We start from the raw sequence: 22,820 nt of genomic DNA on the forward strand, positions 1-22,820 counted from the left end.
TCAGCGCAGGCCGGTGATGGTGCTGCCGTCGTCCAGGGTGCCCTTCAGCTCGGCCTGGACACCTTGCTCGGTCCTCACCGCCAGCAGACCACCCCGCGCCGAGCCGTTGACCCCGCCCGTCGCGCTGACCGCCTCCGTGCCCTTGCTGCCCGCCGCCAGCAGGAACCAGTTGCCCGCCGCCGACTTCCACAGGACCCCGGCCAGCACATGCGGGTCACGCGCGCCGCACGCCGAGACGTCCTGCGCCTTCGCCGCGACCGCGCCGTACGTCCCGCCCGGCGTGCGGAACTGCGCCAGCACCCGCTCGCCGTCACCCCGCCAGGTCTCCGCCCGCGTGCACACCCACTCCGCCGCGCCGCTCGCGTCGGGCAGCGGCTGCTGGGCGTACTGCCAGGAGTTCACCGACCGCACGCCCAGCGAGCGCATCGCGCCGAGGGAGCAGGCGTACGGCGCCCAGGCGTGCTGCGCCGCCGAGCCCGACACCTCGTGGACCGAGCCGGGGCGGCCCGAGGTGAGGTGCGCCGGGACGAGTTCGCCGAGGTCGCTCACCAGCCGGGTGCCGGTGTCGTCGGTCAGCTGGAGCACGTTCCACGACGTGCACGCGCCGGTCGCCGTCGCGGGGCTGGCCAGCGGCGAGGTGATCCCGTCGGTGATCGTCATCGGCAGCGCGCCGGCGTTCGGCTTCTGCAGGTCCCGCTCGGCCGCCTTCTTCACCCAAGGGGCCGTCAGATAGCGGACGTTGCCGTCGGCGCGGTCCAGGACCACCGCGTCCGCCTCGGCCCCGGTCGCGCCGTCGACCCGCGCGAAGTCCAGCGCGGCGCCCTTGGTGCCGTCCTTCGGCTCGGCGTAGCGGGCGATGCGCAGACCGTCGTAGAGGATCACCACGCGCGCGTTGTCCACCGTCCCCGCGTACAGGAGCTGGGGTGGTCCGGCCGGGCCGCCGGAGGGGGTGCCGGGGGTGGCCGAGACCTGGACGGACTCGCCGGGGCGGGCCCAGACGGCGAGGGCGCGGCGCAGCAGCGCGGTGTTGCCGGTGAGGTCGCCGCGGGCGGGCCAGACGGAGAAGTCCTCGCGCGCGGAGGACTCCCACGCGGTGGGCGCGATTCTCGTCAACTTGCCTGGGTTCAGGGCCGCTTCGGCCGCCGGGTTCTCCGCGTACGCGGGTGCGGCGGCGCCGTCCGGGCCCCAGCCGCCGCCGGGCAGCGCGAGCAGCGCGCCGCACACGGCGACGGCCGCGGCGGCGGCGAGGGCGGCCTTGCCGTGCTGGCGGCGGCGCATCAGGTCGGTGGGCCGGGCGTGCAGCGAACAGGGGTCGAACTCGGGGGAGTCGAGGAGGTCGTACCGCGCGGGCGCCTCGTCGGCCTCGCGCAGCGCCGCGTCCACCCTGTCGACCCCGGCCGCCGCGAGCACCCTGCGGACGTCACCGTCGGGCAGCTGCTCGAGACCGCGCAGCACGTACGCCGCGCGGGCCGGGCCGGAGAGCGCCGACAGCCGCTGGTCCAGGGCGAGTTCGTCGGCGCCGCCCGAGCGCGGGAAGAGCCGCAGACCCCGCACCTGGGGGAGCAGCGGCGGGAGTTGGGAGCGCTTGGGCAGTGCGCGGAACGACAGCGGCAGGCCCGCCTCCAGGGCCGTACGCACCACCTGGAGGCGGACGAAGGCGTAGCCCGGGTCGCCGTCGCGGCCCTCCCCCACCCTCGAATTCGCTCGGGCGGGGGGACCCCCATTCTGGGCCGGGATCACGGACGCGGACGCGCGGCCCCGGGGCAGGGCGCGCTGGGTGAGGGCGTGCGCGGTCAGGACGCGCCGGTTGCGGCCGAGGCTCGGGGGGAGCACCAGATAGGCGAGCCGGACGAGCCGTGGATAGTGCTCGACGAGCGCGGCCTCGGCCTGTTCGACATCGACGACCGGGTCGGTGGGTGAAGCTGCGGGGCGCTTGGCGACATCCTGTGACTGCACGTTCAGCAAAACGAGCGAATGGTGAGTTGGTCACCGCCGCCCGGACGACTCAGGCCTCGGGGTCGACCAGCGCGCGTGCGTAGTTCGCCATCGACCGCTGGTAGCGCGGCAGATGGGGCGCGAGGGCGCCCAGCACGAGGGAGAGGCCCTCGCGGTCGCGGCCGAGGCTGGACAGACACAGGGCGAGGCACGCGCGGACCGCGTCGTCCAACTCGTCCGAGGGGCCGTCGAGTTCGGGCGTGAGCAGCTTGACGCCCTCCTCCGCCCGCCCGATGTTCCGCAGGGAGCTGGAGAGTTGGATCTTCGCCCGGCGTCCCTTGTAGCCGCTGACGTCGCTGAGCCCGCCGCCGAGGGCCTCCCGGTACAACGGGGCGGCCTGGTCGGAATGCCCGGTCGAGTCCCAGGCGCAGGCCTGCTCGAACGGTCGTAGCGGGCTGCCGTCCGGGAGTTCGGCGACGAGGGCGTCGATCACGGCCCGGAACTCCGCGGCCCGCTCCTCCGGATAGTCGTCGAAGGTCGCCCAGGCGGCGGTCACCCGGTCTTCCCAGTCCTGATCCACGTCGTGATCCATGGGCGTCACCTTCGCACACGGGTCCGGACGATGACCATGGATTTGAGCGCGGGGAGCCTCCGGCCCGTATCGGATGAGACGGCCCCTCGCCGGGGCGCGTCGCGGCATGCTTTTGTTGACCGGACGACCGGAGGAACGACAGATGAGGTTGACCCGACCGATGCTCGCGGTGGCCGGCGCCGCGGCGGCGCTGGCGCTGGTGGGGTGCGGTGCCGACACCAAGGCCGCGACCGTGCCGCCGGAGGCCTCCGGCAGCCTGGAGAGCCTGGCCGCCAAGGTGAAGTGCACACCCGACATCCAGACCGACGCCGACGAACTCCGCCAGGCCATCTGCAAGATGAGCTACGGCAAGTTCGTCCTCGCGACCTTCGCCACCGACCGCGGTCAGCGCGAGTGGATCAACGACGCGAAGGACTACGGCGGTTTCTACCTCGTGGGCCGCAAGTGGGTCGTCGTGGGCACCGACGCGATCGTCAAGAAGCTGCAGAAGACGCTCGGGGGCAACGAGGAGATCGGCACCGACCACTCCAAGCACACCAGCTGAAGCGGCCGCGGACCAGGAAGGACACGAAAGCGGGCGGTGGGAGAAACCCACCGCCCGCTTCGTATTACTGGGTCCTACTGGCAGTTCTTGCCGGAGTTGACGCAGTTGGCGATCTTCGCCGCCAGGTTGTTCTTGGTGACGCTGATGAAGTCGTCGTGGTCGGTCGACGGCTTGTGCAGCTGCTCCGGGAATCCGTCCACCGCGTAGGCGTTCTTCACGGTGCCGTCCGCCTGGATGGTGGGAGGCGTGATCTTGTAGACCAGGCGCATCGTCAGCTGCGGGATGGCCTTGAAGCCGTTCCCGCAGACACCGCTCGCCGGGTCCGCGAAGGCCACGTGCGTACGGTGGTTGGCGCTGTCGATGTTGACGCCGTCCCAGCAGCTCTGGAACGCGAAGGTGCGGACCACGTTGCTGCCCTTCGGGCAGATCGGGTACTGCTCCGTCAGCTGGACCTTGTTCTCGAAGCCGGTGCAGCTCCAGTGCGCGTTGGCGTTCGCCAGACCGTTGGTGAGCGTCTTGGCGTCACCGGTGATGATGCGCAGGAACTGCGGCATCGCGACGACCTTGCTGGCCGGCGAACCGACGTACTTGATCTGCGCGGACTGCGCGGTCAGGATCTTGCCGACGTTGCCTTCCTGGCCACCGCCGAGCGCGTTCTGGTCGAACTCCTTCGTGCCGTCCTGCACACGCACGACCGGCCAGTAGTACGACGAGAGGTCACTCTGGTTCTGGCAGCTGGAGGGGGCGGCCAGCAGCGAGTCGTTCGTGGAGAACGCGTTGACCTTCTGGTTGCCGACGTAGTCGTGGGTGTGGTGCGCGCCGTTGTTCACGCCGGGCGCCACGATCACGTTGTCGGTGTTGTGGTTCTTGTTCGCGTTGACACCGCACCTGGTGGTGAACGAACCGGTCGAAGCCTGGCCGCTGTTCTGCGGCTTCGCCAGCACGTTGTTCGCCACCTTCGTGATGTCCACGAAGTCTGCCGCCGTCGGGCCGTTGCCGCCCTGGCCGCCGTTGTTGGCGGGCGGCGCGGAAGCACTGGCACTGGCGCTCGGAGCGGCGGTGTTCTGGCCGCCGCCGTTGTTCTGACCGCCGCCGTTGTTCTTGCCGCCCCCGTTGCCCCGACCGCCGCCGCGACCAGCCGTGGTGGTGTTGGAGGCGTTCTGCGTGGTGCAGGCGGCGAGCTGCTTCAGCGCGGTCGCGTTGACGGAGCCGCCCACTCGCTGGATGTCGATGCGAATGCGGTCGATCGTCGCGGCCCGCTTCTCCTTGAGGGGGCCGACGATCGCGTTCTGCACGAAGCTCGCGTCATTCGCCTGGGCCTGACGCGTCGACGCGAGCCGGGCGTAGGCCTCGGTGATCTGCTTGTCGAGGTTCGCCAGTTCGAGGGCGACACCCCGACGAGCCTTCTGCGGCACGTTCGTCAGCTGCTGGCCGACGTCCGGGCAGGCGATCGTCGCGACCTGAGCCGAGGCGGCCGCGGCCTTGGTCTCGTTCTGGCCCGACGAGTTGGACTCGTGCGCCGAAGCGTTCATCTGCGCCCAGAGCAGCCCGCCCCCACCGAGCACTAGGGCAGCCGATGCGGCAATGGCCTTGGTGGCCAGCGGCGTACGGCGTTTACGATCATTGCGTCCCATGGAACTCCTCTGACTTCCTTGCGGGGCAGCGAGGCGCCCGACAGGAGTGAAGCGGCGCCCATTGATACGCAGGAGGTCCCAGGAGTGTTCAGCAAGCTCAGAAACTGATGAGAGATTCTTGGGTACGTCCCCTCCCAACTGCCCTTTAAACACCAGCAGTTGTGATCGACTCACAGGTAGTGCTCAGCGGCCCTGATCCAAATAGGCCAATACCGCCAGCACGCGGCGATTGTCGTCGTCCGAGACTTCTAGTCCCAGTTTGGCGAAAATATTGGACGTGTGCTTCCCGATCGCCCGCTCCGTGACGACGAGTTGTCCGGCGATCGCCGCGTTCGACCGTCCCTGCGCCATCAGTTCCAGCACTTCGACCTCCCGTGGCGTCAACCGCCCCAGCGGCCGGTCGTCGGCCGCCCGCCGCGCCAGCAACTGCTGGATGACCTGCGGATCCATCACCGTCCCACCCCCTGCCACCCTCTTCACGGCATCCACGAACTGCTCGGCGTCGAACACCCGGTCCTTCAGCAGATAGCCCACCCCGCCGGTCCCGTCGGCGAGCAACTCCCGTGCGTACAACTGCTCCACGTGCTGCGACAGCACCAGCACCGGCAGCCCCGGCCGCTCCCGCCGCGCCCGCAACGCGCACTGCAGCCCCTCGTCGGTGTGCGTGGGCGGCAGCCGTACGTCGACGACGGCCACGTCGGGCGCCAACTCGGCCAGCGCCCTGGTGAGTTCGGGCCCGGTCTCCACCGCGGCGGCGATCTCGAAGTCGTAGGCCTCCAACAGCCGCACCAGTCCGTCGCGCAGCAGGAACAGGTCTTCGGCTAGGACAACACGCACGGAATCTCCATGGTCACCATGGTGGGACCGCCCGCGGGGCTGCTGACGGCCAGGACGCCGTCGAATGTACCCAGTCGCCGCTCGACCCCGGAGAGCCCCGACCCCGCCCCGATCACGGCACCACCTGTGCCGTTGTCGGTCACGGAGATCCGCAACGCCCCCTCCGCGTACCGCAGATCGACCCAGATCCGATCGGCACCGGAGTGCTTGACGGCATTGGTGAGCACCTCACTGACGGCGAAATAGGCGGCCGACTCGACCGGCGCGTCCGCCCGCCCACCTCCCAGCTCCGCACCCACCTCCGTCGGCACCGGCATCCGCAGCGCCAACGCCCGTACGGCATCGGCGAGTCCGCGCTCCGCCAGCACCGGCGGATGAATCCCGCGCACCAGATCCCGCAACTCGCCCAACGCCTCGGCGGACGACTGCCGGGCCCGGGCCAGCAGCTCCCTCGCCTTCGCGGGGTTCTTCTCCATCAGCGCCTCGATCGTCCCGAGATCCATCCCCATGGCGACCAGCCGGGCCTGTGCCCCGTCATGCAGATCCCGCTCGATGCGCCGCAGCTCGGCAGCCGAGGAGTCCACCGCGTCCCGCCGCGTCTCGGTCAAGACCCTTACCCGCTCGGCGAGTTCACCCGATCCCGGAGCGAGCACGGCACGCGTCAGCAGAAAGTGGAAGCGCAGCAGCGCAGGCGTGAGGAAGTAGGAGGCGACAAGAATCCCGACTCCCAGGAGCCCCGCGAGCAGCGCACTGCCCTGCCCGCTCACCGGCACGAACCCGTACCACCACCCGACATACGTCCCGTCCGTGAACACCCGCCACAGCCCGAACGCCAACGCGAAGCCCTCCAGCGGGTAGAAGACCAGGACGGCGGGCAGCAACGCGGTCACGAACCCGGCGATCATGTCGACCGGCAGCCACCGCAGATCCCGCCAGGTGGCGGGGTCGCCGAGCATCCGGAGAGTCCGCGTCCAGGGCATCGCCCCGTCCGGCACCGCCCGATAGGCGGCCGGAATCCGCACCCCGCACCACTCCGCCGCGAACACCCGCCGCCGGTCCGCTTGCACCCGCACACCGGCCAGCACCCAGGGCGTGGTGATCAGCCCGACCCCCGCCGGAATCAACGCGAGAGACACCACCACGAGCACGAAGAGCGCGAGCGACCCCCCGAGCGAGACAACCGCGAGCCCAAGCCCCCGCGCCCCGTCGACCACCACACTCCGGACCCGCTCACGGTTCATCTCCATGACCCCAGTCTCACCGAGCGAAGTACCTGGGGCACGGGGCCGGGCCCCCATGAAGGGGGTGTTGCTGTCCCCACCTGTTTTTGGGGGCGCGGGGAACTGCGCGACCAGCCCCCACGCACCCGCGGACGACGAACTACGACTCCACGGAAACCCCGAGCACCTTCGCCTCCACAGCAGGGTCAAGCCCCACCACCGGCCGATCGGCCCGCTGCGGCGCCACCCCACCCACCCCCTGCAGCCACTCCCACGTATCACGGACGGTGTCCTCGACAGCCCGACACCTCAACCCCGCCCCCACCGCCGAAGAAACATCCGCCGAGTGCAACGCGTCATACTCGTCACTCCCCGCCGGCACCCACACCGGCAACTGGGTCCACGGCTCGATCCCGGCCCCGAGCACAACCTCCGCCGAGGTCCACCGCAGCGAAACCCCCGCCCCACCCGCAACCCGCACACACGCGTCCAGCAAAGACCCCATCGTCGCGTGCCCCTGAGGCGAGATGACGTTGTACGCCCCGCTCAACTCCCGCTCCACAGCACCGAGCAACCACTCCGCGAGATCCCGCACATCCACGTACTGCAGCGCCAACTCCCGCGGCCCCGGCGCCAACACGGGCCCACCCCGGGCAACCCGCCCCAGCCACCACGGCAGCCGCCCGATGTTCTCGTACGGCCCGAGGATGAGCCCGGCCCGAGCGAACACGGACCGCTCCGCCCCGAACGCCCCGAGCGCGGCCAGCTCCCCGCCCCGCTTGTCCCGCGCGTAGTCGGTCCTGTCGGCGTCGGGGGAGGCACCCTCGACGACGGGCGCGTCCTCGCCGTACCCCGGGGGCGGAGCCCACGCGTACACGGAGCAGCTCGACACGTACACGTACCGCCCCACCCGGTCGGCGAGCAGCCGCGCCGCGTCGTCGACGGCCCGCGGCGCCGCCGACCAGGTGTCGACGACCGCATCCCACTCCCCGGAGGCCAACGCGGCGAGCCCGCCGGGCGCGGTGCGGTCACCCCGCAACGCCCTTACCCCGGCCGGGGGTTCGTGCCGCCCCCGGTTGAGGACGGTCACCTCCCAGCCCCGCCCGAGGGCCGCCTCCACGACGGCCCGCCCCACGAACTCCGTCCCGCCCAGCACCAGAAGTCTCATACCGACGACTCTGCCCGCGGGGCCTCCGGAAGGGAACGCCGATCTGCCGTCAGCAGACGGTCAGCGCGCGGTCGGCGGCGTGTACTTGTACCCCACCCGGCGCACGGTCTGGATCGCCTTGCGGTGCTCGACGCCCAGCTTGCGGCGCAGCCGCGCGATGTGGACGTCGACGGTACGGCCGTCGCCCACATGCCCGTAGCCCCACACCGTGGTGACCAGCTGGTCGCGGGTGTGCACCCGGTTGGGATGCGCGACGAGATGCGCGAGGAGCTCGAACTCCAGGTAGGTCAGGTCGAGTTCCTCGCCGTTCAGCTGCGCGGTGCGCTGCACGGTGTCGATCCGGACGAGGGGCTCGGCCTCGGCGGGGAGGACCGGGGCGACCGGGGCGCTCCGCACGAGGTGCGGGCTGTCGGCCGGGATGAGGACGAGGTACCCGACCATCGGCGGCTGCCCCGGAAGCGTGGGCAGCGTGTGCGGCGGCGCGGGCAGCCAGGTGGCCCCCGGGGGCAGGAACTCCGCGACGTCGATCACCTCGTCCCGGTCCACGGCGCGCAGATGATGCCGTGGCGCGTTCGGAGCGGTCGGGGTGTGGGTGTCGAGCGTGGCGGAGGACAGAGAACGGATGATCGCCATGAGAGGTCAGCTTTCGCGCGAGAGGTTCGTCAAGGGGACGTACGTCGAGTCGCGCAGGCCGGAGGCCGAGGGTGGTTCGGCTTTAGAGGGCCGGCGCGTTCATCGCGCGACAACACACCCGGTCGAAGTCATGGTGCTGACGGGAAGGCCAGAACGGCTCGAGGTCATGGCGACCCGTCGCGCTGCATTTCTGGTAGCCGGCCATGAGCCCATTGAAGCAGACACAGCCCCGGGACAGGACCCTCCTCTCACAGCTTGGACGCTTCCTTGGCGTGAAGTGGACGCCCGGACCCTCAGCCCACCAGCCGTCGGCGCCAGGTCAGCGGTCCGACGTCGATCGCCCTGTCCGGATCGCCGTCCCAGTCCGCGGACAGCCCGGCACTCCGGAGCGCGGCCAGCACCTCGTGCCCGACGGCGGCGGTGGTCTCGGCCGAGCCGTCGAACCCGCCGTAGTGCAGCGCCAGGCCGTGTCCCTCGGCGGCCTGCTCGGTGACCTGGTCGTGGAAGAAGACGAACCCGCGGGCGCCTTCCCGCTCGGCGCCTATCTCCGCGAGGCCGCAGCCCCGGCAGCAGCCGAAGTTCTCCCGGGCGGTGATGCCGCTCGCGTCCAGCGCCTCGAAGGCTTCGCTGAGCAGCTCGGGCTCGGTGACGCCCTCCCACTCCGCCTGCTCGGCCACCCGCTCCACCCACAGCCGGTCCACCAGCCGTGCGGCCTGCGCACGCGACACCGGCCGCTCGTCGCCCTTCACCAGATAGTCCTCGGCGATCTCGGTCAGCGTCCGCCGGTCGTCGTAGCCGCAGCGCAGCCGGACCCGGATCCGCTCCTCGACCCTCTCGCGCACCTCGTCCGGCAGCTCGGGAACCTCCTCCCGGGGGCCCAGGTCCACCGGCTCCCACGCGACCCCCGCGTCCCACCCGGCCGTCTCCCGCGCCCAGCCGGTCAGCAACTCGGCCGCCCTGTCCGCGCCGTCGACGTTCGTACCGTAGAACTCGGCCTCGCTCAGCCGGTGTTCGAGCCGGAAGTCCCCGCCCTCCTCGTGCCACACCTGCGCGAACACGTCCGGGAGGTCCGGTATCCGCTGCACGACCAGGAAACGGTCGCCCGCGCCGCCGATCCGTGCCACCAGCTCCCGCAGCCCGGCCGCCGAAATGCGGCTGTGCGTCTGCCTGTTCTCCGTCTCGACCTTGATGCCGAGACCCCCGTCGATCTTCATGCCCCCACGATGGCACGCGCCACTGACAACGCCACCGACACCGCCTGCGGCAACGCCGAAGGGCGCCCACCGTCACGGTGGGCGCCCTGCTCGCGAGTGCGGGGTGGATCAGACCTGGCCGGCCTTCTCCAGGGCGGAGCAGCAGGTGTCGACGATGAGGCGCGTCACGAGGTACGGGTCCACGTTGGCGTTCGGACGGCGGTCCTCGATGTAGCCCTTGCCGTCCTTCTCGACCTGCCACGGGATACGGACCGAGGCGCCGCGGTTGGAGACGCCGTAGGAGTACTCGTTCCACGGGGCGGTCTCGTGCAGGCCCGTCAGGCGGTCGTCGATGCCGGCGCCGTAGTGCTTGACGTGGTCGAGGGGCTTGGAGCCCTCGCCGAGGGACTCGCACGCGGTGATGATCGCGTCGTAGCCCTCGCGCATGGCCTTGGTGGAGAAGTTGGTGTGCGCGCCCGCGCCGTTCCAGTCGCCCTTGACCGGCTTGGGGTCGAGGGTCGCGGAGATGCCGAAGTCCTCGGCGGTGCGGTAGAGCAGCCAGCGGGCGATCCACAGGTGGTCGGAGACCTCCAGCGGGGAGACCGGGCCGACCTGGAACTCCCACTGGCCGGGCATGACCTCGGCGTTGATGCCGGAGATCGCGAGACCGGCCTTGAGGCAGTTGTCCAGGTGGGCCTCGACGATCTCGCGGCCGAAGATCTCGTCGGCGCCGACACCGCAGTAGTAGCCGCCCTGGGGCGCGGGGAAGCCGCCCTCGGGGAAGCCCAGCGGACGGGCGCCGTCGAAGAAGGTGTACTCCTGCTCGATGCCGAAGATCGGCTCCTGCGCGGCGAACTTCTCGGAGACCTCGGCGAGCGCGGCACGCGTGTTGGACTCGTGCGGCGTCATGTCGATCTCGAGGACCTCGCACATGACGAGGATGTCGTCGCCGCCGCGGATCGGGTCCGGGAAGCTGGCGACCGGCTTGAGCACGCGGTCCGAGGAGTGCCCCTCGGCCTGGTTCGTGGACGACCCGTCGAAGCCCCAGATCGGCAGCTCGGCGCCCTTCGCGTCGTCCGCGAGAATCTTCGTCTTCGAACGCAGCTTGGCCGTCGGCTGGGTGCCGTCGATCCAGATGTACTCAGCCTTGAAGGTCACGGGCCACATCCTTCGGGGTGGGTCTTTCGGTCGCACTCGCGGTGCTGCGGCGCAGCGGCACTGGGGCGCCACGATTCATGCCGGGCAGCCTGTCAACAGGCGATTTCCCGATCATTGCCCGAGTGTGAACCCCGTGTTACCTGGTGGTGCTGTGGCGCGATTCACGCGACCCGCGCACGGCACCCCCGGGAGACCGCCGTGAACCCGCTGTTCGCACTCGCAGACGGACGCGGCCGACCGGCTCGTATGCGATGGGGTTAGCCCTCGGCGGCGGCCTCGCGCACCCCGCCAAGGAAACCCCGGATCGCGGCCAACTCCCGTTCGTCGTAGCCCTGGAGCAGTCCTACGGCACTCTCGATGAGCGGACCGAAGAAGGCCTGCCCGAGGGCGACCGCCCGTTGGTCCACCTCGACGACGACCTTGCGCCGGTCCCCCTCGCTCCGCACCCGGCGCACCTGCCCGGCCCGCTCCAGCCGGTCGACCAGGGCGGTGGTCCCCGCCGAGTTGAGCCCGAGGGCGCCGCCGAGCCGCCCGGCTGTCATCTCCGTACCGGCCCGGGCCGCGTCCATGAGGGCGATCAGGGCGCGTACGTCGGTGGGGTGCATACCGTTCTGGTTCGCGAACCGGGCGCTGTGCAGGCCGAGTTCGACCGCCACGGCACGCAGCAGATGGACGATCTCCATCTCCGGCCCGGGGTCCGCCTTCTGGTTCGGCACGGCCGCCTCCGACTATCATCTCGCTCACCGAGTATCTCGTTCAGCGAGATAATAAGGGGAGTGGGTGACCATGGGAATCCGCAGCCCGTACGACAGGGACCGCTTCGAGTCCGCGTACGACAAGGTCATGACGAAGTGGCCGGCCGGGCGGGAAGCGGTGCTCGTCCCGACCCCGTTCGGGGAGACCTACGTGAACGTCTGCGGGCCCGTCGACGGCCGCCCGCTCGTGCTGCTGCCCGGCGGCGGGGGAGCGACCTCCGCGTCCTGGTACGCCCAGACCGCTCAACTCGCCCGCACCCACCGCCTCTACGCCCCCGACCTGATCGGCGCCCCGGGCCGCAGCGTCCCCGCGGCCGGCCGCCGCCCGCGCACGGTGGCCGACCTGGTGACCTGGCTGGACGCGGTGCTCGACGGACTCCGGGCACCGGTCGTGGACCTCGGCGGGCACTCGTACGGCGGCTGGATCGCGCTGCACTACGCACTGCGCGCGCCCGGCCGGGTACGCCGTCTGTTCCTCCTCGACCCGACCCAGTGCTTCGCCGGGTTCGAGACGGCGTACCTGCTGCACGCACTGCCGATGCTGCTGCGGCCCACTCCGCGCCGCGTCCGTACGTTCCTGGAGTGGGAGACCGGGGGAGCGGCGCTCGACCCCGACTGGCTGCGCCTCCAGGAGGCGGGCGCGGGGTTCCCGTCCGCGCGGCCGGTGACCGGACCGCGCCCGGCGCCCGAGGCACTGCGCGGGCTGAACGCGTCGGTCCTGCTGCTTCTGGCCGGAAGCAGCAGGACCCATGACACGCACCTGGTGGCGGCCCGGGCGGGCGGACTGCTGCCGCGCGTCGAGACGGACATCCTCCCGGACGTCTCGCATCACGCGCTGCCGCATGCCGCGCCGGAGCGACTGGGCCGACACCTCACCGGTTTTCTCGGATCGTGAAGCGTCACCCCACCTTCTGGATCAGCGCACGGCGGATGAGGAACTTGCCGGGCTCACGGACCTGTTCGAAAGCCGCGTTGTTCAGCAGGACGCAGCTTCCGGAGACCGAAGTGACCTTCACCGTCGTGGACTTGTTGTTGTCCAGGTTGGTGACCTTCAGCGTGGTGCCGGCCGGGAACTGGTTGCTGGACGCGGCGGGCGCACCGGCCTCGCCGGAGAGCGTGACGGTCGAGCCGTTGCAGACCTGGCTGCCCGCGGCGGCGTTGCCGGCCCCGTTGTTGCCCGCCGCCGGAGGGGTCGCGGCCGGCGGGGTCGCGGCCGGAGGGGTCGCGACCGAGGTGGCGGGGGAGCCCGCGGGAGCCGACTGCGCCGGCTGCGTGGCCTGGGAGTCCTGAGCCGACTCCCCAACCGCACAACCCGACGCCTTCTGCTGCACCTTGATCTGCGCGATGACCGCCTCGCGGTTGGCGATCCGCGCGCTCGACTGGGCGTCGGGGGCCGCGCGCTGGCCGTCGATGAACTTCTGGTTGTTGCCCAGCGCGGTCGCGAGCCCCTGGCAGACCGTCGAGTCGGCGGCCGACAGCGTCTTGGCGTTCTGCGTGGTCGACTGCGACGCGTTCGACGTGGTGGCCAGGGCGAAGGCCCCGCCGCCGGCGACCGCGGCGGCGGTGACCAGCAGCGCGAGCTTCTTCTTGGTGCTGGCGGTTCTCCTGCGCGACATGCGCGTCTCCTGTGGGGTAGGGGAGCGTACGCCGCTATGTACGGCGGGCCGAACGATGTAACTCATTGGACACAGGAGTCACATAAGTGACGTGCGTCACAAGGGGGTTGGGGGTGTGGGTGGTGGGTCGGTGCCCGGGGGTGCGGGTTCCGGGTCGGCTTCGGGAGAGCGGGCCGAGCCGGATCCCATGCCACTCACGGTGCGCGGGAACCCGTCTTCCACCTGCGTCACAGCACCCCCTAAAGGCCTTGTGGCCAGGGGCGATTGTCAGTGGCGGGCAGTAGAATGGAAGAAGTGTTCGAGGGTGTCGCCGGGGGGTCCGGCGGTGCCCTGATCGCGACAGGAGGATGCCCGTGCCCGCTGCCGCACTGAAGCAGAAGCCGTTGCCCACCCAGTCCACCGCGAAGCGTTCCGTCCAGCTCGATCTGCCGTATGTGCCCGTGGAGAAGCGTCCGTTGCCGCCCGGACGTCCGCGGGAGTGGTACGTCACGCACAACCGGCGTCTCAAGGCGATGCGGCTGGCCATCGCCCTGCTTGATTCGGGGGTGTTCGTTCCGAACCAGGCGCGGAACGAGACGATCCGTAGTACCGCGGAGTTGATCGGTGTTCATGCGCCGTCGGACACGACGTGTCACATGGTGCGGGCGCTGATGCGGTACTCGCGCTGAACCGTGACGCCGGGCGCCCTGTGTTTTCGGGTGCCCGGCGTTGGTGCTCGCGTCTCCAGGGGCTGCGCGGTCCGTGCTCGAATGGTGCGCCCCCACCCCTGCTCCCCCTACGCCGACAACTCCCGCTCCACCGGCGTCCGGAACCGCGGTGTCACCCGGGTGTCGCCCACCCAGCCCCGCAGCCGTTCCGCCTCCGCGCCGATCGCGGCCTCCGCCTCTCGGCCGATGCCGTCACGGGCAAGGACGCGCCAGGAGATCTCGCCGTCGGGGCGTTGGGCCCAGCCCCCCACCACGCGGCCGTTCCACCACACGGTCGGGCCGATGTTGCCGCTTCGGTCGAAGAGGGCGGGGCGTAGTTCCGGGGCGAGGTACCAGTCGCGTTCTTGCCAGCCCATCGCCGTCGGGTCGAGGGCCGGGAGGAGGGCGGCCCAGGGGGCGGTGGGGCCGGCCACGGGGGCGAGGTCGCCGGCGGTGACGTAGCCCGTGCCCTCGTCCAGGGTCACCGGTTCCGCGCCGATCGTCGCCAGGGCTCGGCGGACGTCCGTGACCCGCCAGCCCGTCCACCACTTCAGGTCGGCCTCCGTGGCGGGGCCGCATGTCGTGAGCCAGTGGCCGAGGAGGGCGGCCTGGGCCTCGGCGGTGTCCAGTTCGGGGTGCGCGGGGGCCACGGCCCAGCGGAACTGGCTCGACGTCCAGCCGCCGAGCGGGCGCCCCCGTACGACCTTGCCCTCGACGCCCAGCACCCTGAGCAGACGCGTCGAGACGGTGTGCACGCCCTCGTAGGACTTTCCGGCCGCGTATGCGAACTGTTCCTTCAACCTCGGTTCGTCCAGGGCGAGTTCGGATGCCGTCGCCTGGCCGCGCCGGGTCAGCGCGGACAGGGTGGCCTCCTCGACGGCCTTCAGCCAGGTCGCGTCCGGTGCCCCCGCCTTCGCCATGTCCTTGACCAGGTTGGCCCGTTCACGGGCGGCGACGGCCAGTCCGGTGGACGCGTGCACCACGGCGGTCAGGTCGGCCGGGTACACGAACACCGTGTGGCGCATGCCGTGCGCGCGGATCAGGGTGCGGTCCTCGTACAGGGCGCGGGCGGTCTCCGTGACGGTGACGGACGCGTCGGCGAGGCGGGCGCCCACGGCGAGGTAGACCGTCGCGGGGTCGCTGCCGTGCAGGGCGACGAGGGAGGCGGCGACCTCCTCGGGGGTGGTGGCCCGGGTGCGGGGGGTGAGGCGGTGGCGGAGGGCGAGGCGGGCCCGGCGTTCGGGGGTGGTGATGTGACGGGGGGTGTGAGCCATGCCGACCTCGCCTCGATGACGTCCACTTGTCGACCGACAGTAAACGTTCACCCGATCGACGTCCCCGAAATGCACCCCCACGCCGACCCGGCTTCACTGCGAAGCAACAGGCGGTGCCATCCCAGAAGGCGGCGGCATGCAAAGACACGGCACATGACCACCCCGGCGGACCGGGCCGATCGAGGCCGCGCCGCGCGCAAACGCGTGGCCCGCTCGGCCCACGCCGGCTGGAACCCCGCCGTGGACCGCCCGGACCCCGTCGCCGTACTCGAACGGCAGGGCCGGGACCGACTCCCGGAACTCCTCCCGATCCGGTACGGCCGCATGGCCGCCTCCCCCTTCGCGTTCCTGCGCGGCTCGGCCGCCGTGATGGCCGGCGACCTGGCGTCCCAGCCGCACACCGGCCTCACGGTCCAGCTCTGCGGCGACGCCCACCTCCTCAACTTCGGCCTGTACGCCTCCCCGGAACGCACCCAGCTCTTCGACCTGAACGACTTCGACGAGACGTTCCCCGGCCCGTTCGAGTGGGACGTCAAGCGCCTCGCCGCGAGCGTCGCGGTCGCCGCCCGCGAGAACGGCCACAGCGACACGAAGGCCCACCGCGCCGCGCTGGAGGCGACAGCCGCGTACCGTACGGCGCTTCGCGAGCTGGCCCGCAAGGGCGAACTCGCCGTCTGGTACGAGCGGATCGACGCCGACAGCCTGCTGCCGCTGGTGCGTTCGGCCCGCCACCGGCGCCGGGTGGAGTCCAGTCTCACCCGGGCCCGCCGCCGCACCAGCCTGCACGCCGTGGGCAAGCTGACCGAGATCGTCGACGGCCGCCGCCGTATCGTCCACGACCCGCCTCTCCTCGAACCGGCCGGCGCCGCCGACACGGCCTCCCTGCGCAAGATCTTCAGCGACTACCGATCCACGCTCTCCGAGGAACGCCGCCTCCTCCTGGACCGCTACCGCTTCGTCGACGCGGCCCGCAAGGTCGTCGGCGTCGGCAGTGTGGGCACCCGCTGCTTCATCGTGCTGCTCGCCGGCCGCGACCAGGACGACCCGCTGTTCCTGCAGATCAAGGAGGCGCGGAAGTCCGTACTGGAAGAGCACCTGCCGAACGGCCCGTACGTCCACCCCGGCCACCGGGTCGTGGCGGGCCAGCGCCTCCTCCAGGCGGCCAGTGACATCTTCCTCGGCTGGATGACAGGCCCGCAGGGCCGGGCCTTCTACTGGCGCCAGCTGCGCGACATGAAGGGCTCCGCGGACGTCGTCGGCATGGGCCCGGCGGCGCTCACGGCGTACGCCCGCCTCTGCGGCACCGCCCTGGCCCGCGCCCACGCCCGCTCCGGCGACCGCGTCGCGATCGCCGCGTACCTGGGCGGCACGGACACCTTCGAACGCGCCGTCGCGGACTTCGCCCTCGCCTACGCCTCTCAGACCACCGCCGACCACGCGGCCCTCGGCGCGGCGGTCGCCGCGGGCGTGGTCACGGCCTCGCCGGGCATCTGACGGACCCCGCGCGAAAAAGAAGATGCACACCGAGTGACCGACTCCCTACGCTGGAGACGCATTGCGGAGCAGGTCACCACTGCTTCACGCAGGACCGGCGTCACCCTGCGGAGTCGGCGCTAGTCTCGGACGCACCCAACCCACCGACGGTCGGCCGCCCACCCCAGCGCCCTGTCGGGACGCAGTTCACACCGCTCGGACACCACACCCACGCCCACGGAGGCCCGTCATGGGCACCATCGTCATTTCCGGGACCGTCGTCCTGGTCGTCCTGGGATTCGGAAACCACGTCTGGTGGCTCGCCGCCGTCGCCGTGCTCTTCCTCTACGTCCGGTACGTCAGGGACTCGACGTCGTCCACCTCGTCGACCTCGTCCACCTCGGGCGGCGGTTCCTCCTCGGGGAGCACCCCGTCGAGCTACCGCGCGTACCGCGACCGTCGTGACAAGCAGGCCAAGTGGGAGCGCCGTTACCAGCGCGAGCGCCCCCTGGAGTCGCGCCGTCAGGCGCGTGAGAAGAGCAAGTAGGAGAAGAAGCGCGGGCAAGGGACCGGGGCGCCCGTCACAGCCCGGGGGCGCCCCACACCGGGAACCACCGGCTCAGGTCCTGCTCGATCCGCAGGTCATTGCCGAGCATCGACTTGACCTGGAGTTCCAGTGCGCTGTCGCGCCGCTGACCGTCACCGGCCAGCGGCGCGAACGGGAAGAAGGTCCCGCGTTTGTACAGATAGACCAGCGCCAGCCGTCGCCCGGTGTCGTCCTCGAACCCGGCCAGCGAGCACAGCAGTTGGGGCCCGAAGCCGTTGGCCTCCATCGCGCTGTTCACTGCGTGCAGGTCGTTGACCAGGGCCGACAGCTGGTCGGGCGAGCGTCGCGACACGAGCCACGAGTAGCCGTAGGAGTCCTGGGTCAACTCCACGGGCGGGCCGGTGCGTTCGGCGTCCGCGTCCAGCAGCGCCTGCACCTCGCGGTGCGTCTGCTCGAACGCCCCGCCCTCCACCGTCGCGAAGCACACCGCACCGCGCCCGGTCGCCCGGAACCCGGCCGCCGCCTCCAGCGTCACCGCCGCCGAGGGCAGCGCGAACAGCTGGTCGAGATCGGGAGCGACCGGTTTCGTACGGCCGAGCAGGATGTCCAGCAACCCCATCCTCAGTCCGCCTTCCCGATGCCGGGCACCGCCGCCTCACCCAACTCGGCGGAGATCCGCCCCAGTTGGTCGAGCCGCTGCTCCAGGCTCGGGTGGGTCGAGAAGAACCGCGAGATACCGGGCTCGGCGCCGGTCGCCGGGCTGAAGTAGAAGGCGTTGAAGGCCTGCGCGGTCCGCAGGTCCTTCGTCGGGATGCGGGCGATGTCCCCGTCGACCTTGGTGAGCGCGGAGGCCAGCGCCGAGGGCTTGCCGGTGAGCAGGGCCGCCGCCCGGTCCGCCGCCAGCTCCCGGTACCGGGACAGCGCCCTGATCAGCAGGAAGCTGATCGCGTAGACGGCCGCCGAGATCCCCATGATCCCCGCGAACACGGCGAGGGTGTTCTGGTCCTTCCGCCCCCGGAAGATCTGCGAGTAGAACGCGAACCGGACCATCAGCCCGGCGAGCACCCCGAGGAACGACGCCACCGTGATCACCGCGACGTCCTTGTGCGCCACGTGCGACAGCTCGTGCGCGAGCACGCCCTCCAGCTCGGCCGGCTCCAGCCGCCGCAGCAGCCCGGTGGTCACGCAGACGACGGCGTGATCGGGGTTCCGCCCGGTGGCGAAGGCGTTCGGCATGTCGATGTCCGACACGGCGACGACAGGCTTCGGCATGTCGGCCACGGCACACAGCCGGTCGATCACACCGTGCAGCTCGGGATACTCCTCCCGCTCCACGATCCGCCCGTGCATCGCGTACAGCGCGATCCGGTCGGAGAACCAGTACTGCGCGACGAGCAGCCCGCCCGCCAGCACCACGACCAGCACCCAGGACTTCAGCAACACGATCAGCGCGGCCACGAACGCCACGTACAACAGCCCGAGCAGGAACAGCGTCAGACCCATACGCATGGTCAACCGCCGGTCGCTCCGGAAGCGGCTCTGCATCTGCCATCACCCCGCAGTCAGGCACTCGTCCCACCGCCCAGTGTGCACCCGCCCTTTCCCATGAAGCGGTCCCGATCGGCCCTAGGCGGGGCAAAGGCTCCTCAGGACGGGTGAGAATCGGATGAGGACGGTCCCGCAGGCCAGCCGGGAAGCCCGGCTTCCCACAGTCGCCGCGTCAGCACGTAGTCACTGAACAGATGCCGAGCCCGCCCGAGCAGCTCACCCACCTCGGCATCCCCGGGCGTCATCCCCTCCTCCGGGTGCCACCGCTGCACCACCTGCGCACCCCAGACCCGCAACCGCTCATCGGGATCGTCGAGCACGGTCACGGCGGCCCGCAGCCGTACGATCCCGCCCCGCGCGTCCAACAGCCGGAACGCGCCGACGCGTACATGGCGGGGCCACCCCTTGGGCCACCCGCCCACGAGCCGTTCCATGAGCGGCCCGTCCGGCACCAGCCCGGCCGAGGGCAACAGCGCGAGCGTCGCCTCCCGCACGACCCCGGGCGCCGGATCATCGAGCAACGGCAGCATCCGCCGTACGTCCACGACGTCGAGCACCCGCAACCCACCCAGGGCCCGCGCCCGCACGGAGGCACTCGCATGCGAGACGAGCGGCCACAACAAAGCGGCGTCCCCCCGCTCCCCGCACTCGGCAAGCCCGCTCACGGCCCCCGGCACGGGATCCACCGCAAGGCACCAGGCCCGGTACAACGCCAGCGGATCACCCCCACCCTGCCGCACGACATACCGAGCACAGGCCCGCACGACCCCTGACCGGTCCCCGAGGAACTTCTCGGCCCGCTCCACCTGCCCCGCCGCCCGCAACGCGGTGACCCCACTCGCCCGGGCCCGCGGATTCCGCGCCCCGAGCAGCGGTTCGAGCACCTCGTCGTAGCCACCCGTCTTCGCCACGGCGGCCAGCGCGGCCTCCGCACACAGGTTCTGTACGACGGTGTCGGCGTCCCGGGCGGCGGCGCGGGCGAGTTGGGCGGGGGAGAGGAGGCCCTCCTCGACGGCAAGACGATGGGCAAAGCGGCGTACGGCACGGTCGGGGTGGACGAAAAGAGGGTCAAACTGCTCGGGGGACGCCGACCGCAGAACCCCGCCGACCAACTCGATGGCGAAGGCGCCTCGCCCCCGCCGCCCGAAGAGCAGGACCAGCGGCGCGAGTGCGACAGCGGTGTCCGTGTCGACTGCCTCACGGAGCAACTCCCGCGCCCGCTCGCGCACTTGCCCGACCCAGTCGGCACACCGCACGACGACCAACGGCAGCAACGCCCGGTATCCGACGGCCTGTTGAAGCGCGGCCTCCCGGATGCGCCCGTCACGATGACACAGCGCGACAGCGAGCTGAGGCTCAGCGAGCCCGGCAGGCGCATACGGCTCGCGCCGCAAGGCCTCGTCCAGCCGGATCCACGCGCGAGGATCTCCGAAACCGATCTCCTGGTCCATCTCTAGTACGGCGCCCGGAAGTTGACGTACCCCAACAACACGATGACCGCGACGACGCTCCCCAGCACGACCGCCGTGGATATCCAGGACGACCGCCGAGGTCCCACCCCCTCGGGCTCGCCCCGGAACGGTGTCGGCTCCGGGGGGTTCTCCTTCCAGCGGGCCGCCAGCATCCGGGCCCGCGCGGAAGGCTCCTTGAATTCCGCTCCGTCCGCCCACTTGAGGTCGAACTCGCGCTCCTCGTCGTCTTGTTGCTGCCCCATCCCCGTTACCCCTCCTGAATCCCGCATTCCGCAAACAGTCCGTGCACGACGGTGCCCCCGCCTCTCCGAAGAGAGACGGGGGCATCCGACGATCGGTTCGACCGGTTCGATCACACGTCGAAGTAGAGCTCGAACTCGTGCGGGTGCGGACGCAGCTGCAGCGGGGCGATCTCGTTCGTGCGCTTGAAGTCGATCCACGTCTCGATCAGGTCGGACGTGAAGACGTCGCCCGCGAGGAGGAACTCGTGGTCGGCCTCGAGGCGGTCGAGGACGGCCGGGAGGGAGGTCGGGACCTGGGCGACGCCCGCGTGCTCCTCGGGGGCCAGCTCGTAGAGGTCCTTGTCGATCGGCTCGGCCGGCTCGATCTTGTTCTTGATGCCGTCCAGGCCCGCGAGGAGCAGGGCGGAGAAGGCGAGGTACGGGTTGCCGGAGGAGTCGGGCGCGCGGAACTCGACGCGCTTGGCCTTCGGGTTGGAGCCCGTGATCGGGATACGCATCGCGGCGGAGCGGTTGCGCTGCGAGTACACCAGGTTGACCGGCGCCTCGAAGCCCGGCACCAGGCGGTGGTACGAGTTCACCGTCGGGTTGGTGAACGCGAGCAGCGACGGGGCGTGCTTGAGGATGCCGCCGATGTAGTAGCGGGCGAGGTCCGAGAGACCCGCGTAGCCGGCCTCGTCGTAGAAGAGCGGGGAGCCGCCCGCCCACAGCGACGAGTGGACGTGCATGCCCGAGCCGTTGTCACCGAAGATCGGCTTCGGCATGAAGGTCGCGGTCTTGCCGTTGCGCCAGGCCACGTTCTTCACGATGTACTTGAAGAGCTGGAGGTCGTCGGCCGCGGCGAGCAGCGTGTTGAACTTGTAGTTGATCTCGGCCTGGCCGGCGGTGCCCACCTCGTGGTGCTGGCGCTCGACCTGGAGACCGGACGCCTCCAGCTCCAGGGAGATCTCCGCACGCAGGTCGGCGAAGTGGTCGACCGGCGGGGTCGGGAAGTAGCCGCCCTTGTAGCGGACCTTGTAACCGCGGTTGTCCTCGACCGCACCGGTGTTCCAGGCGCCGGCCTCGGAGTCGATGTGGTAAAAGCTCTCGTTCGCCTTGGTCTCGAAGCGCACGCTGTCGAAGACGTAGAACTCGGCCTCGGGACCGAAGTACGCGGTGTCGGCGATGCCGGTGGAGGCGAGGTACGCCTCGGCCTTCTTCGCCACGTTGCGCGGGTCACGGGAGTACTGCTCGCCCGTGATCGGGTCGTGGATGAAGAAGTTGATGTTGACCGTCTTGTCGCGGCGGAAGGGGTCCACGCGCGCGGTCGACAGGTCGGCGCGGAGCGCCATGTCGGACTCGTGGATGGCCTGGAAGCCACGGATCGAGGAGCCGTCGAAGGCGAGTTCCTCGTCCGGGTCGAAGGCCTTCGCCGGCAGCGTGAAGTGCTGCATCACACCCGGCAGATCGCAGAATCGGACGTCGACGAACTTGACGTCCTCGTCCGCGATGAACTTCTTGGCCTCGTCGGCGTTCTGGAACATCCACTCCTCCTACTCCCGACCGTCCGTGCCGGGGTGGTAGTTCGTTCGTGCGGCCAGTGCGGTGGCACACGCTGGACCCGACCTTAGGGACGGGGGATTTCTCTGGCGTGACCCATTTGTTTCGCCCAAGTTAACCGGTCCCGCGCCCCCTGGCCCCTCCTGTCCGCATGGCAGAACGGGGGCAGTACCGTGGACGGGTGGACAACAGGGATGCAATCGGCTCATGGCTCTCCGGGCCCCGCGAGGCCGCGGAGCGAGCAGGTGTCGACTTCGGTTACCGCGGCGAGCAGCTCGGTCTGCCCGAGCAGGGCCCCGGTTCGATCGCCCGCCCCGGCCGCCGCCTCGGAGCCCTCGTCGTCGACTGGGCGCTGTGCCTGCTGATCGCATACGGCCTGCTCACCCACGGCTACAAGCCGGGCGCGACCGGCAACTGGGCCCTCCTCGTCTTCTTCGTGCTGAGCGTCCTCACCGTCGGCACGATCGGCTTCACCCCGGGCAAGCGCCTCTTCGGCCTCCGCGTCCTCGCCCTCGACACCGGCCGCCCCGCCTTCCTGCGCACCCTGCTCCGCACCGCCCTCCTCTGCATCGCGATCCCGGCGCTCGTCTGGGACCGGGACGGGCGGGGGCTGCACGACCGGCTGGCGCGCACGGTCGAAGTCCGGATCTGAGAGCCGTAGAAGAAGTCGGATCTGAGGGCCGTAGAAGAAGTCGGCGCAGTTGTCGGTGCCTTCAGTCGTACGACCGAGGGGGCGCCCGGAGTGATCCGGACGCCC

Annotated in this window: 23 protein-coding genes; 6 read left to right on the forward strand and 17 right to left on the reverse strand. The window is 70.8% G+C overall.

What is annotated here, in order from left to right:
- Together OHT77_RS31835 and OHT77_RS31840 are read right to left on the reverse strand one after the other, a co-directional pair.
- On the reverse strand, positions 1-1,956 hold the full coding sequence (locus tag OHT77_RS31835) for a hypothetical protein (protein ID WP_328831854.1): 1,956 nt from the start codon (positions 1,954-1,956) through the stop codon (positions 1-3).
- Positions 1,957-2,005: 49 nt separating this feature from the next.
- Positions 2,006-2,527: a tetratricopeptide repeat protein gene (locus OHT77_RS31840; RefSeq protein ID WP_328831856.1), complete on the reverse strand. Its 522-nt coding sequence runs from the start codon at positions 2,525-2,527 to the stop codon at positions 2,006-2,008.
- Positions 2,528-2,669: 142 nt separating this feature from the next.
- On the opposite strand from OHT77_RS31840, the gene OHT77_RS31845 reads away from it, so the two are divergent.
- Positions 2,670-3,071: a hypothetical protein gene (locus OHT77_RS31845; RefSeq protein ID WP_328831860.1), complete on the forward strand. Its 402-nt coding sequence runs from the start codon at positions 2,670-2,672 to the stop codon at positions 3,069-3,071.
- A gap of 74 nt (positions 3,072-3,145) precedes the next feature.
- Here OHT77_RS31845 and OHT77_RS31850 read toward each other — a convergent pair whose 3' ends face one another.
- The 8 genes from OHT77_RS31850 to OHT77_RS31885 all read right to left on the reverse strand — a co-directional run bounded on the left by OHT77_RS31850 (position 3,146) and on the right by OHT77_RS31885 (position 11,597).
- Entirely contained in the window at positions 3,146-4,705 is a 1,560-nt protein-coding gene (locus tag OHT77_RS31850) for a DUF1996 domain-containing protein (protein WP_328831861.1), read from the reverse strand.
- A 183-nt stretch (positions 4,706-4,888) separates the two neighbouring features.
- Positions 4,889-5,542, reverse strand: coding sequence for a response regulator transcription factor (locus OHT77_RS31855; RefSeq protein WP_328831862.1), 654 nt, complete (start codon positions 5,540-5,542; stop codon positions 4,889-4,891).
- Entirely contained in the window at positions 5,527-6,789 is a 1,263-nt protein-coding gene (locus OHT77_RS31860) for a sensor histidine kinase (RefSeq protein WP_328831863.1), read from the reverse strand. Before OHT77_RS31860 ends, OHT77_RS31855 begins: the two co-directional genes overlap by 16 nt.
- A gap of 133 nt (positions 6,790-6,922) precedes the next feature.
- Positions 6,923-7,930 carry an NAD-dependent epimerase/dehydratase family protein gene (locus OHT77_RS31865; RefSeq protein ID WP_328831864.1) on the reverse strand — a complete coding sequence of 336 codons (1,008 nt, stop codon included), beginning with the start codon at positions 7,928-7,930 and terminating at the stop codon, positions 6,923-6,925.
- 60 nt (positions 7,931-7,990) lie between these two features.
- Entirely contained in the window at positions 7,991-8,563 is a 573-nt protein-coding gene (locus OHT77_RS31870; RefSeq protein ID WP_328831865.1) for a winged helix-turn-helix domain-containing protein, read from the reverse strand.
- Positions 8,564-8,856: 293 nt separating this feature from the next.
- Complete coding sequence (locus OHT77_RS31875; protein WP_328831867.1) at positions 8,857-9,777, reverse strand: DUF6891 domain-containing protein; 921 nt, start codon at positions 9,775-9,777, stop codon at positions 8,857-8,859.
- Between the two features lie 108 nt (positions 9,778-9,885).
- A complete protein-coding gene (gene glnII / locus OHT77_RS31880; protein WP_328831868.1) occupies positions 9,886-10,914 on the reverse strand; it encodes a glutamine synthetase in 1,029 nt (342 codons plus the stop codon).
- Between the two features lie 257 nt (positions 10,915-11,171).
- The gene (locus OHT77_RS31885) at positions 11,172-11,597 is read right to left on the reverse strand and encodes a MarR family winged helix-turn-helix transcriptional regulator (protein WP_328834407.1); all 426 of its coding nucleotides are present in this window, start codon (positions 11,595-11,597) and stop codon (positions 11,172-11,174) included.
- 103 nt (positions 11,598-11,700) lie between these two features.
- Between OHT77_RS31885 and OHT77_RS31890 the strand changes: the two genes are divergently transcribed.
- Positions 11,701-12,564 (forward strand): alpha/beta fold hydrolase, encoded by an 864-nt coding sequence (locus OHT77_RS31890; protein WP_328831869.1) that lies wholly within the window; start codon positions 11,701-11,703, stop codon positions 12,562-12,564.
- A gap of 4 nt (positions 12,565-12,568) precedes the next feature.
- Here the strand turns inward: OHT77_RS31890 and OHT77_RS31895 are convergent, their stop codons facing one another.
- Positions 12,569-13,285 carry a hypothetical protein gene (locus OHT77_RS31895; RefSeq protein WP_328831870.1) on the reverse strand — a complete coding sequence of 239 codons (717 nt, stop codon included), beginning with the start codon at positions 13,283-13,285 and terminating at the stop codon, positions 12,569-12,571.
- Positions 13,286-13,638: 353 nt separating this feature from the next.
- On the opposite strand from OHT77_RS31895, the gene OHT77_RS31900 reads away from it, so the two are divergent.
- Entirely contained in the window at positions 13,639-13,953 is a 315-nt protein-coding gene (locus OHT77_RS31900) for a hypothetical protein (RefSeq protein ID WP_266767926.1), read from the forward strand.
- A gap of 107 nt (positions 13,954-14,060) precedes the next feature.
- Here OHT77_RS31900 and OHT77_RS31905 read toward each other — a convergent pair whose 3' ends face one another.
- On the reverse strand, positions 14,061-15,245 hold the full coding sequence (locus OHT77_RS31905) for a winged helix DNA-binding domain-containing protein (protein ID WP_328831871.1): 1,185 nt from the start codon (positions 15,243-15,245) through the stop codon (positions 14,061-14,063).
- Positions 15,246-15,398: 153 nt separating this feature from the next.
- Here OHT77_RS31905 and OHT77_RS31910 point away from each other — a divergent pair, with 153 nt between their 5' ends.
- Together OHT77_RS31910 and OHT77_RS31915 are read left to right on the forward strand one after the other, a co-directional pair.
- Positions 15,399-16,739, forward strand: coding sequence for a DUF2252 domain-containing protein (locus OHT77_RS31910; RefSeq protein ID WP_328831872.1), 1,341 nt, complete (start codon positions 15,399-15,401; stop codon positions 16,737-16,739).
- A 229-nt stretch (positions 16,740-16,968) separates the two neighbouring features.
- Positions 16,969-17,265, forward strand: a complete 297-nt coding sequence (locus OHT77_RS31915) for a hypothetical protein (RefSeq protein ID WP_328831873.1) — start codon at positions 16,969-16,971, stop codon at positions 17,263-17,265.
- A gap of 34 nt (positions 17,266-17,299) precedes the next feature.
- Here the strand turns inward: OHT77_RS31915 and pspAB are convergent, their stop codons facing one another.
- From pspAB to glnA, 5 genes are all read right to left on the reverse strand, one after another.
- Positions 17,300-17,884: a PspA-associated protein PspAB gene (gene pspAB, locus OHT77_RS31920; protein WP_328831874.1), complete on the reverse strand. Its 585-nt coding sequence runs from the start codon at positions 17,882-17,884 to the stop codon at positions 17,300-17,302.
- Positions 17,885-17,886: 2 nt separating this feature from the next.
- Positions 17,887-18,810 (reverse strand): zinc metalloprotease HtpX, encoded by a 924-nt coding sequence (gene htpX, locus OHT77_RS31925; RefSeq protein WP_328831876.1) that lies wholly within the window; start codon positions 18,808-18,810, stop codon positions 17,887-17,889.
- Between the two features lie 101 nt (positions 18,811-18,911).
- Positions 18,912-20,264 (reverse strand): hypothetical protein, encoded by a 1,353-nt coding sequence (locus tag OHT77_RS31930; RefSeq protein ID WP_328831877.1) that lies wholly within the window; start codon positions 20,262-20,264, stop codon positions 18,912-18,914.
- Between the two features lie 2 nt (positions 20,265-20,266).
- Positions 20,267-20,527, reverse strand: coding sequence for an SCO2583/SCO2584 N-terminal domain-containing protein (locus OHT77_RS31935; protein ID WP_328831878.1), 261 nt, complete (start codon positions 20,525-20,527; stop codon positions 20,267-20,269).
- A 110-nt stretch (positions 20,528-20,637) separates the two neighbouring features.
- Positions 20,638-22,047, reverse strand: coding sequence for a type I glutamate--ammonia ligase (gene glnA, locus OHT77_RS31940; protein WP_266767917.1), 1,410 nt, complete (start codon positions 22,045-22,047; stop codon positions 20,638-20,640).
- 197 nt (positions 22,048-22,244) lie between these two features.
- On the opposite strand from glnA, the gene OHT77_RS31945 reads away from it, so the two are divergent.
- Positions 22,245-22,715, forward strand: a complete 471-nt coding sequence (locus tag OHT77_RS31945; protein ID WP_328831880.1) for an RDD family protein — start codon at positions 22,245-22,247, stop codon at positions 22,713-22,715.
- The last annotated feature ends 105 nt before the right edge of the window (positions 22,716-22,820 follow it).

It is taken from the genome of Streptomyces sp. NBC_00252, assembly GCF_036187565.1.
Classification (GTDB): domain Bacteria; phylum Actinomycetota; class Actinomycetes; order Streptomycetales; family Streptomycetaceae; genus Streptomyces.

Excerpts from the sequence above, each read along its gene's own strand:
- OHT77_RS31840 (WP_328831856.1), bottom strand. The coding sequence starts at position 2,527 with ATGGATCACGACGTGGATCAGGACTGGGAAGACCGGGTGACCGCCGCC.
- OHT77_RS31845 (WP_328831860.1), top strand. The coding sequence starts at position 2,670 with ATGAGGTTGACCCGACCGATGCTCGCGGTGGCCGGCGCCGCGGCGGCG.
- OHT77_RS31850 (WP_328831861.1), bottom strand. The coding sequence starts at position 4,705 with ATGGGACGCAATGATCGTAAACGCCGTACGCCGCTGGCCACCAAGGCC.
- OHT77_RS31860 (WP_328831863.1), bottom strand. The coding sequence starts at position 6,789 with ATGGAGATGAACCGTGAGCGGGTCCGGAGTGTGGTGGTCGACGGGGCG.
- OHT77_RS31865 (WP_328831864.1), bottom strand. The coding sequence starts at position 7,930 with ATGAGACTTCTGGTGCTGGGCGGGACGGAGTTCGTGGGGCGGGCCGTC.
- OHT77_RS31870 (WP_328831865.1), bottom strand. The coding sequence starts at position 8,563 with ATGGCGATCATCCGTTCTCTGTCCTCCGCCACGCTCGACACCCACACC.
- OHT77_RS31875 (WP_328831867.1), bottom strand. The coding sequence starts at position 9,777 with ATGAAGATCGACGGGGGTCTCGGCATCAAGGTCGAGACGGAGAACAGG.
- OHT77_RS31885 (WP_328834407.1), bottom strand. The coding sequence starts at position 11,597 with ATGGAGATCGTCCATCTGCTGCGTGCCGTGGCGGTCGAACTCGGCCTG.
- OHT77_RS31890 (WP_328831869.1), top strand. The coding sequence starts at position 11,701 with ATGGGAATCCGCAGCCCGTACGACAGGGACCGCTTCGAGTCCGCGTAC.
- OHT77_RS31895 (WP_328831870.1), bottom strand. The coding sequence starts at position 13,285 with ATGTCGCGCAGGAGAACCGCCAGCACCAAGAAGAAGCTCGCGCTGCTG.
- OHT77_RS31905 (WP_328831871.1), bottom strand. The coding sequence starts at position 15,245 with ATGGCTCACACCCCCCGTCACATCACCACCCCCGAACGCCGGGCCCGC.
- OHT77_RS31910 (WP_328831872.1), top strand. The coding sequence starts at position 15,399 with ATGACCACCCCGGCGGACCGGGCCGATCGAGGCCGCGCCGCGCGCAAA.
- OHT77_RS31915 (WP_328831873.1), top strand. The coding sequence starts at position 16,969 with ATGGGCACCATCGTCATTTCCGGGACCGTCGTCCTGGTCGTCCTGGGA.
- pspAB (WP_328831874.1), bottom strand. The coding sequence starts at position 17,884 with ATGGGGTTGCTGGACATCCTGCTCGGCCGTACGAAACCGGTCGCTCCC.
- htpX (WP_328831876.1), bottom strand. The coding sequence starts at position 18,810 with ATGCAGAGCCGCTTCCGGAGCGACCGGCGGTTGACCATGCGTATGGGT.
- OHT77_RS31930 (WP_328831877.1), bottom strand. The coding sequence starts at position 20,264 with ATGGACCAGGAGATCGGTTTCGGAGATCCTCGCGCGTGGATCCGGCTG.
- OHT77_RS31935 (WP_328831878.1), bottom strand. The coding sequence starts at position 20,527 with ATGGGGCAGCAACAAGACGACGAGGAGCGCGAGTTCGACCTCAAGTGG.
- glnA (WP_266767917.1), bottom strand. The coding sequence starts at position 22,047 with ATGTTCCAGAACGCCGACGAGGCCAAGAAGTTCATCGCGGACGAGGAC.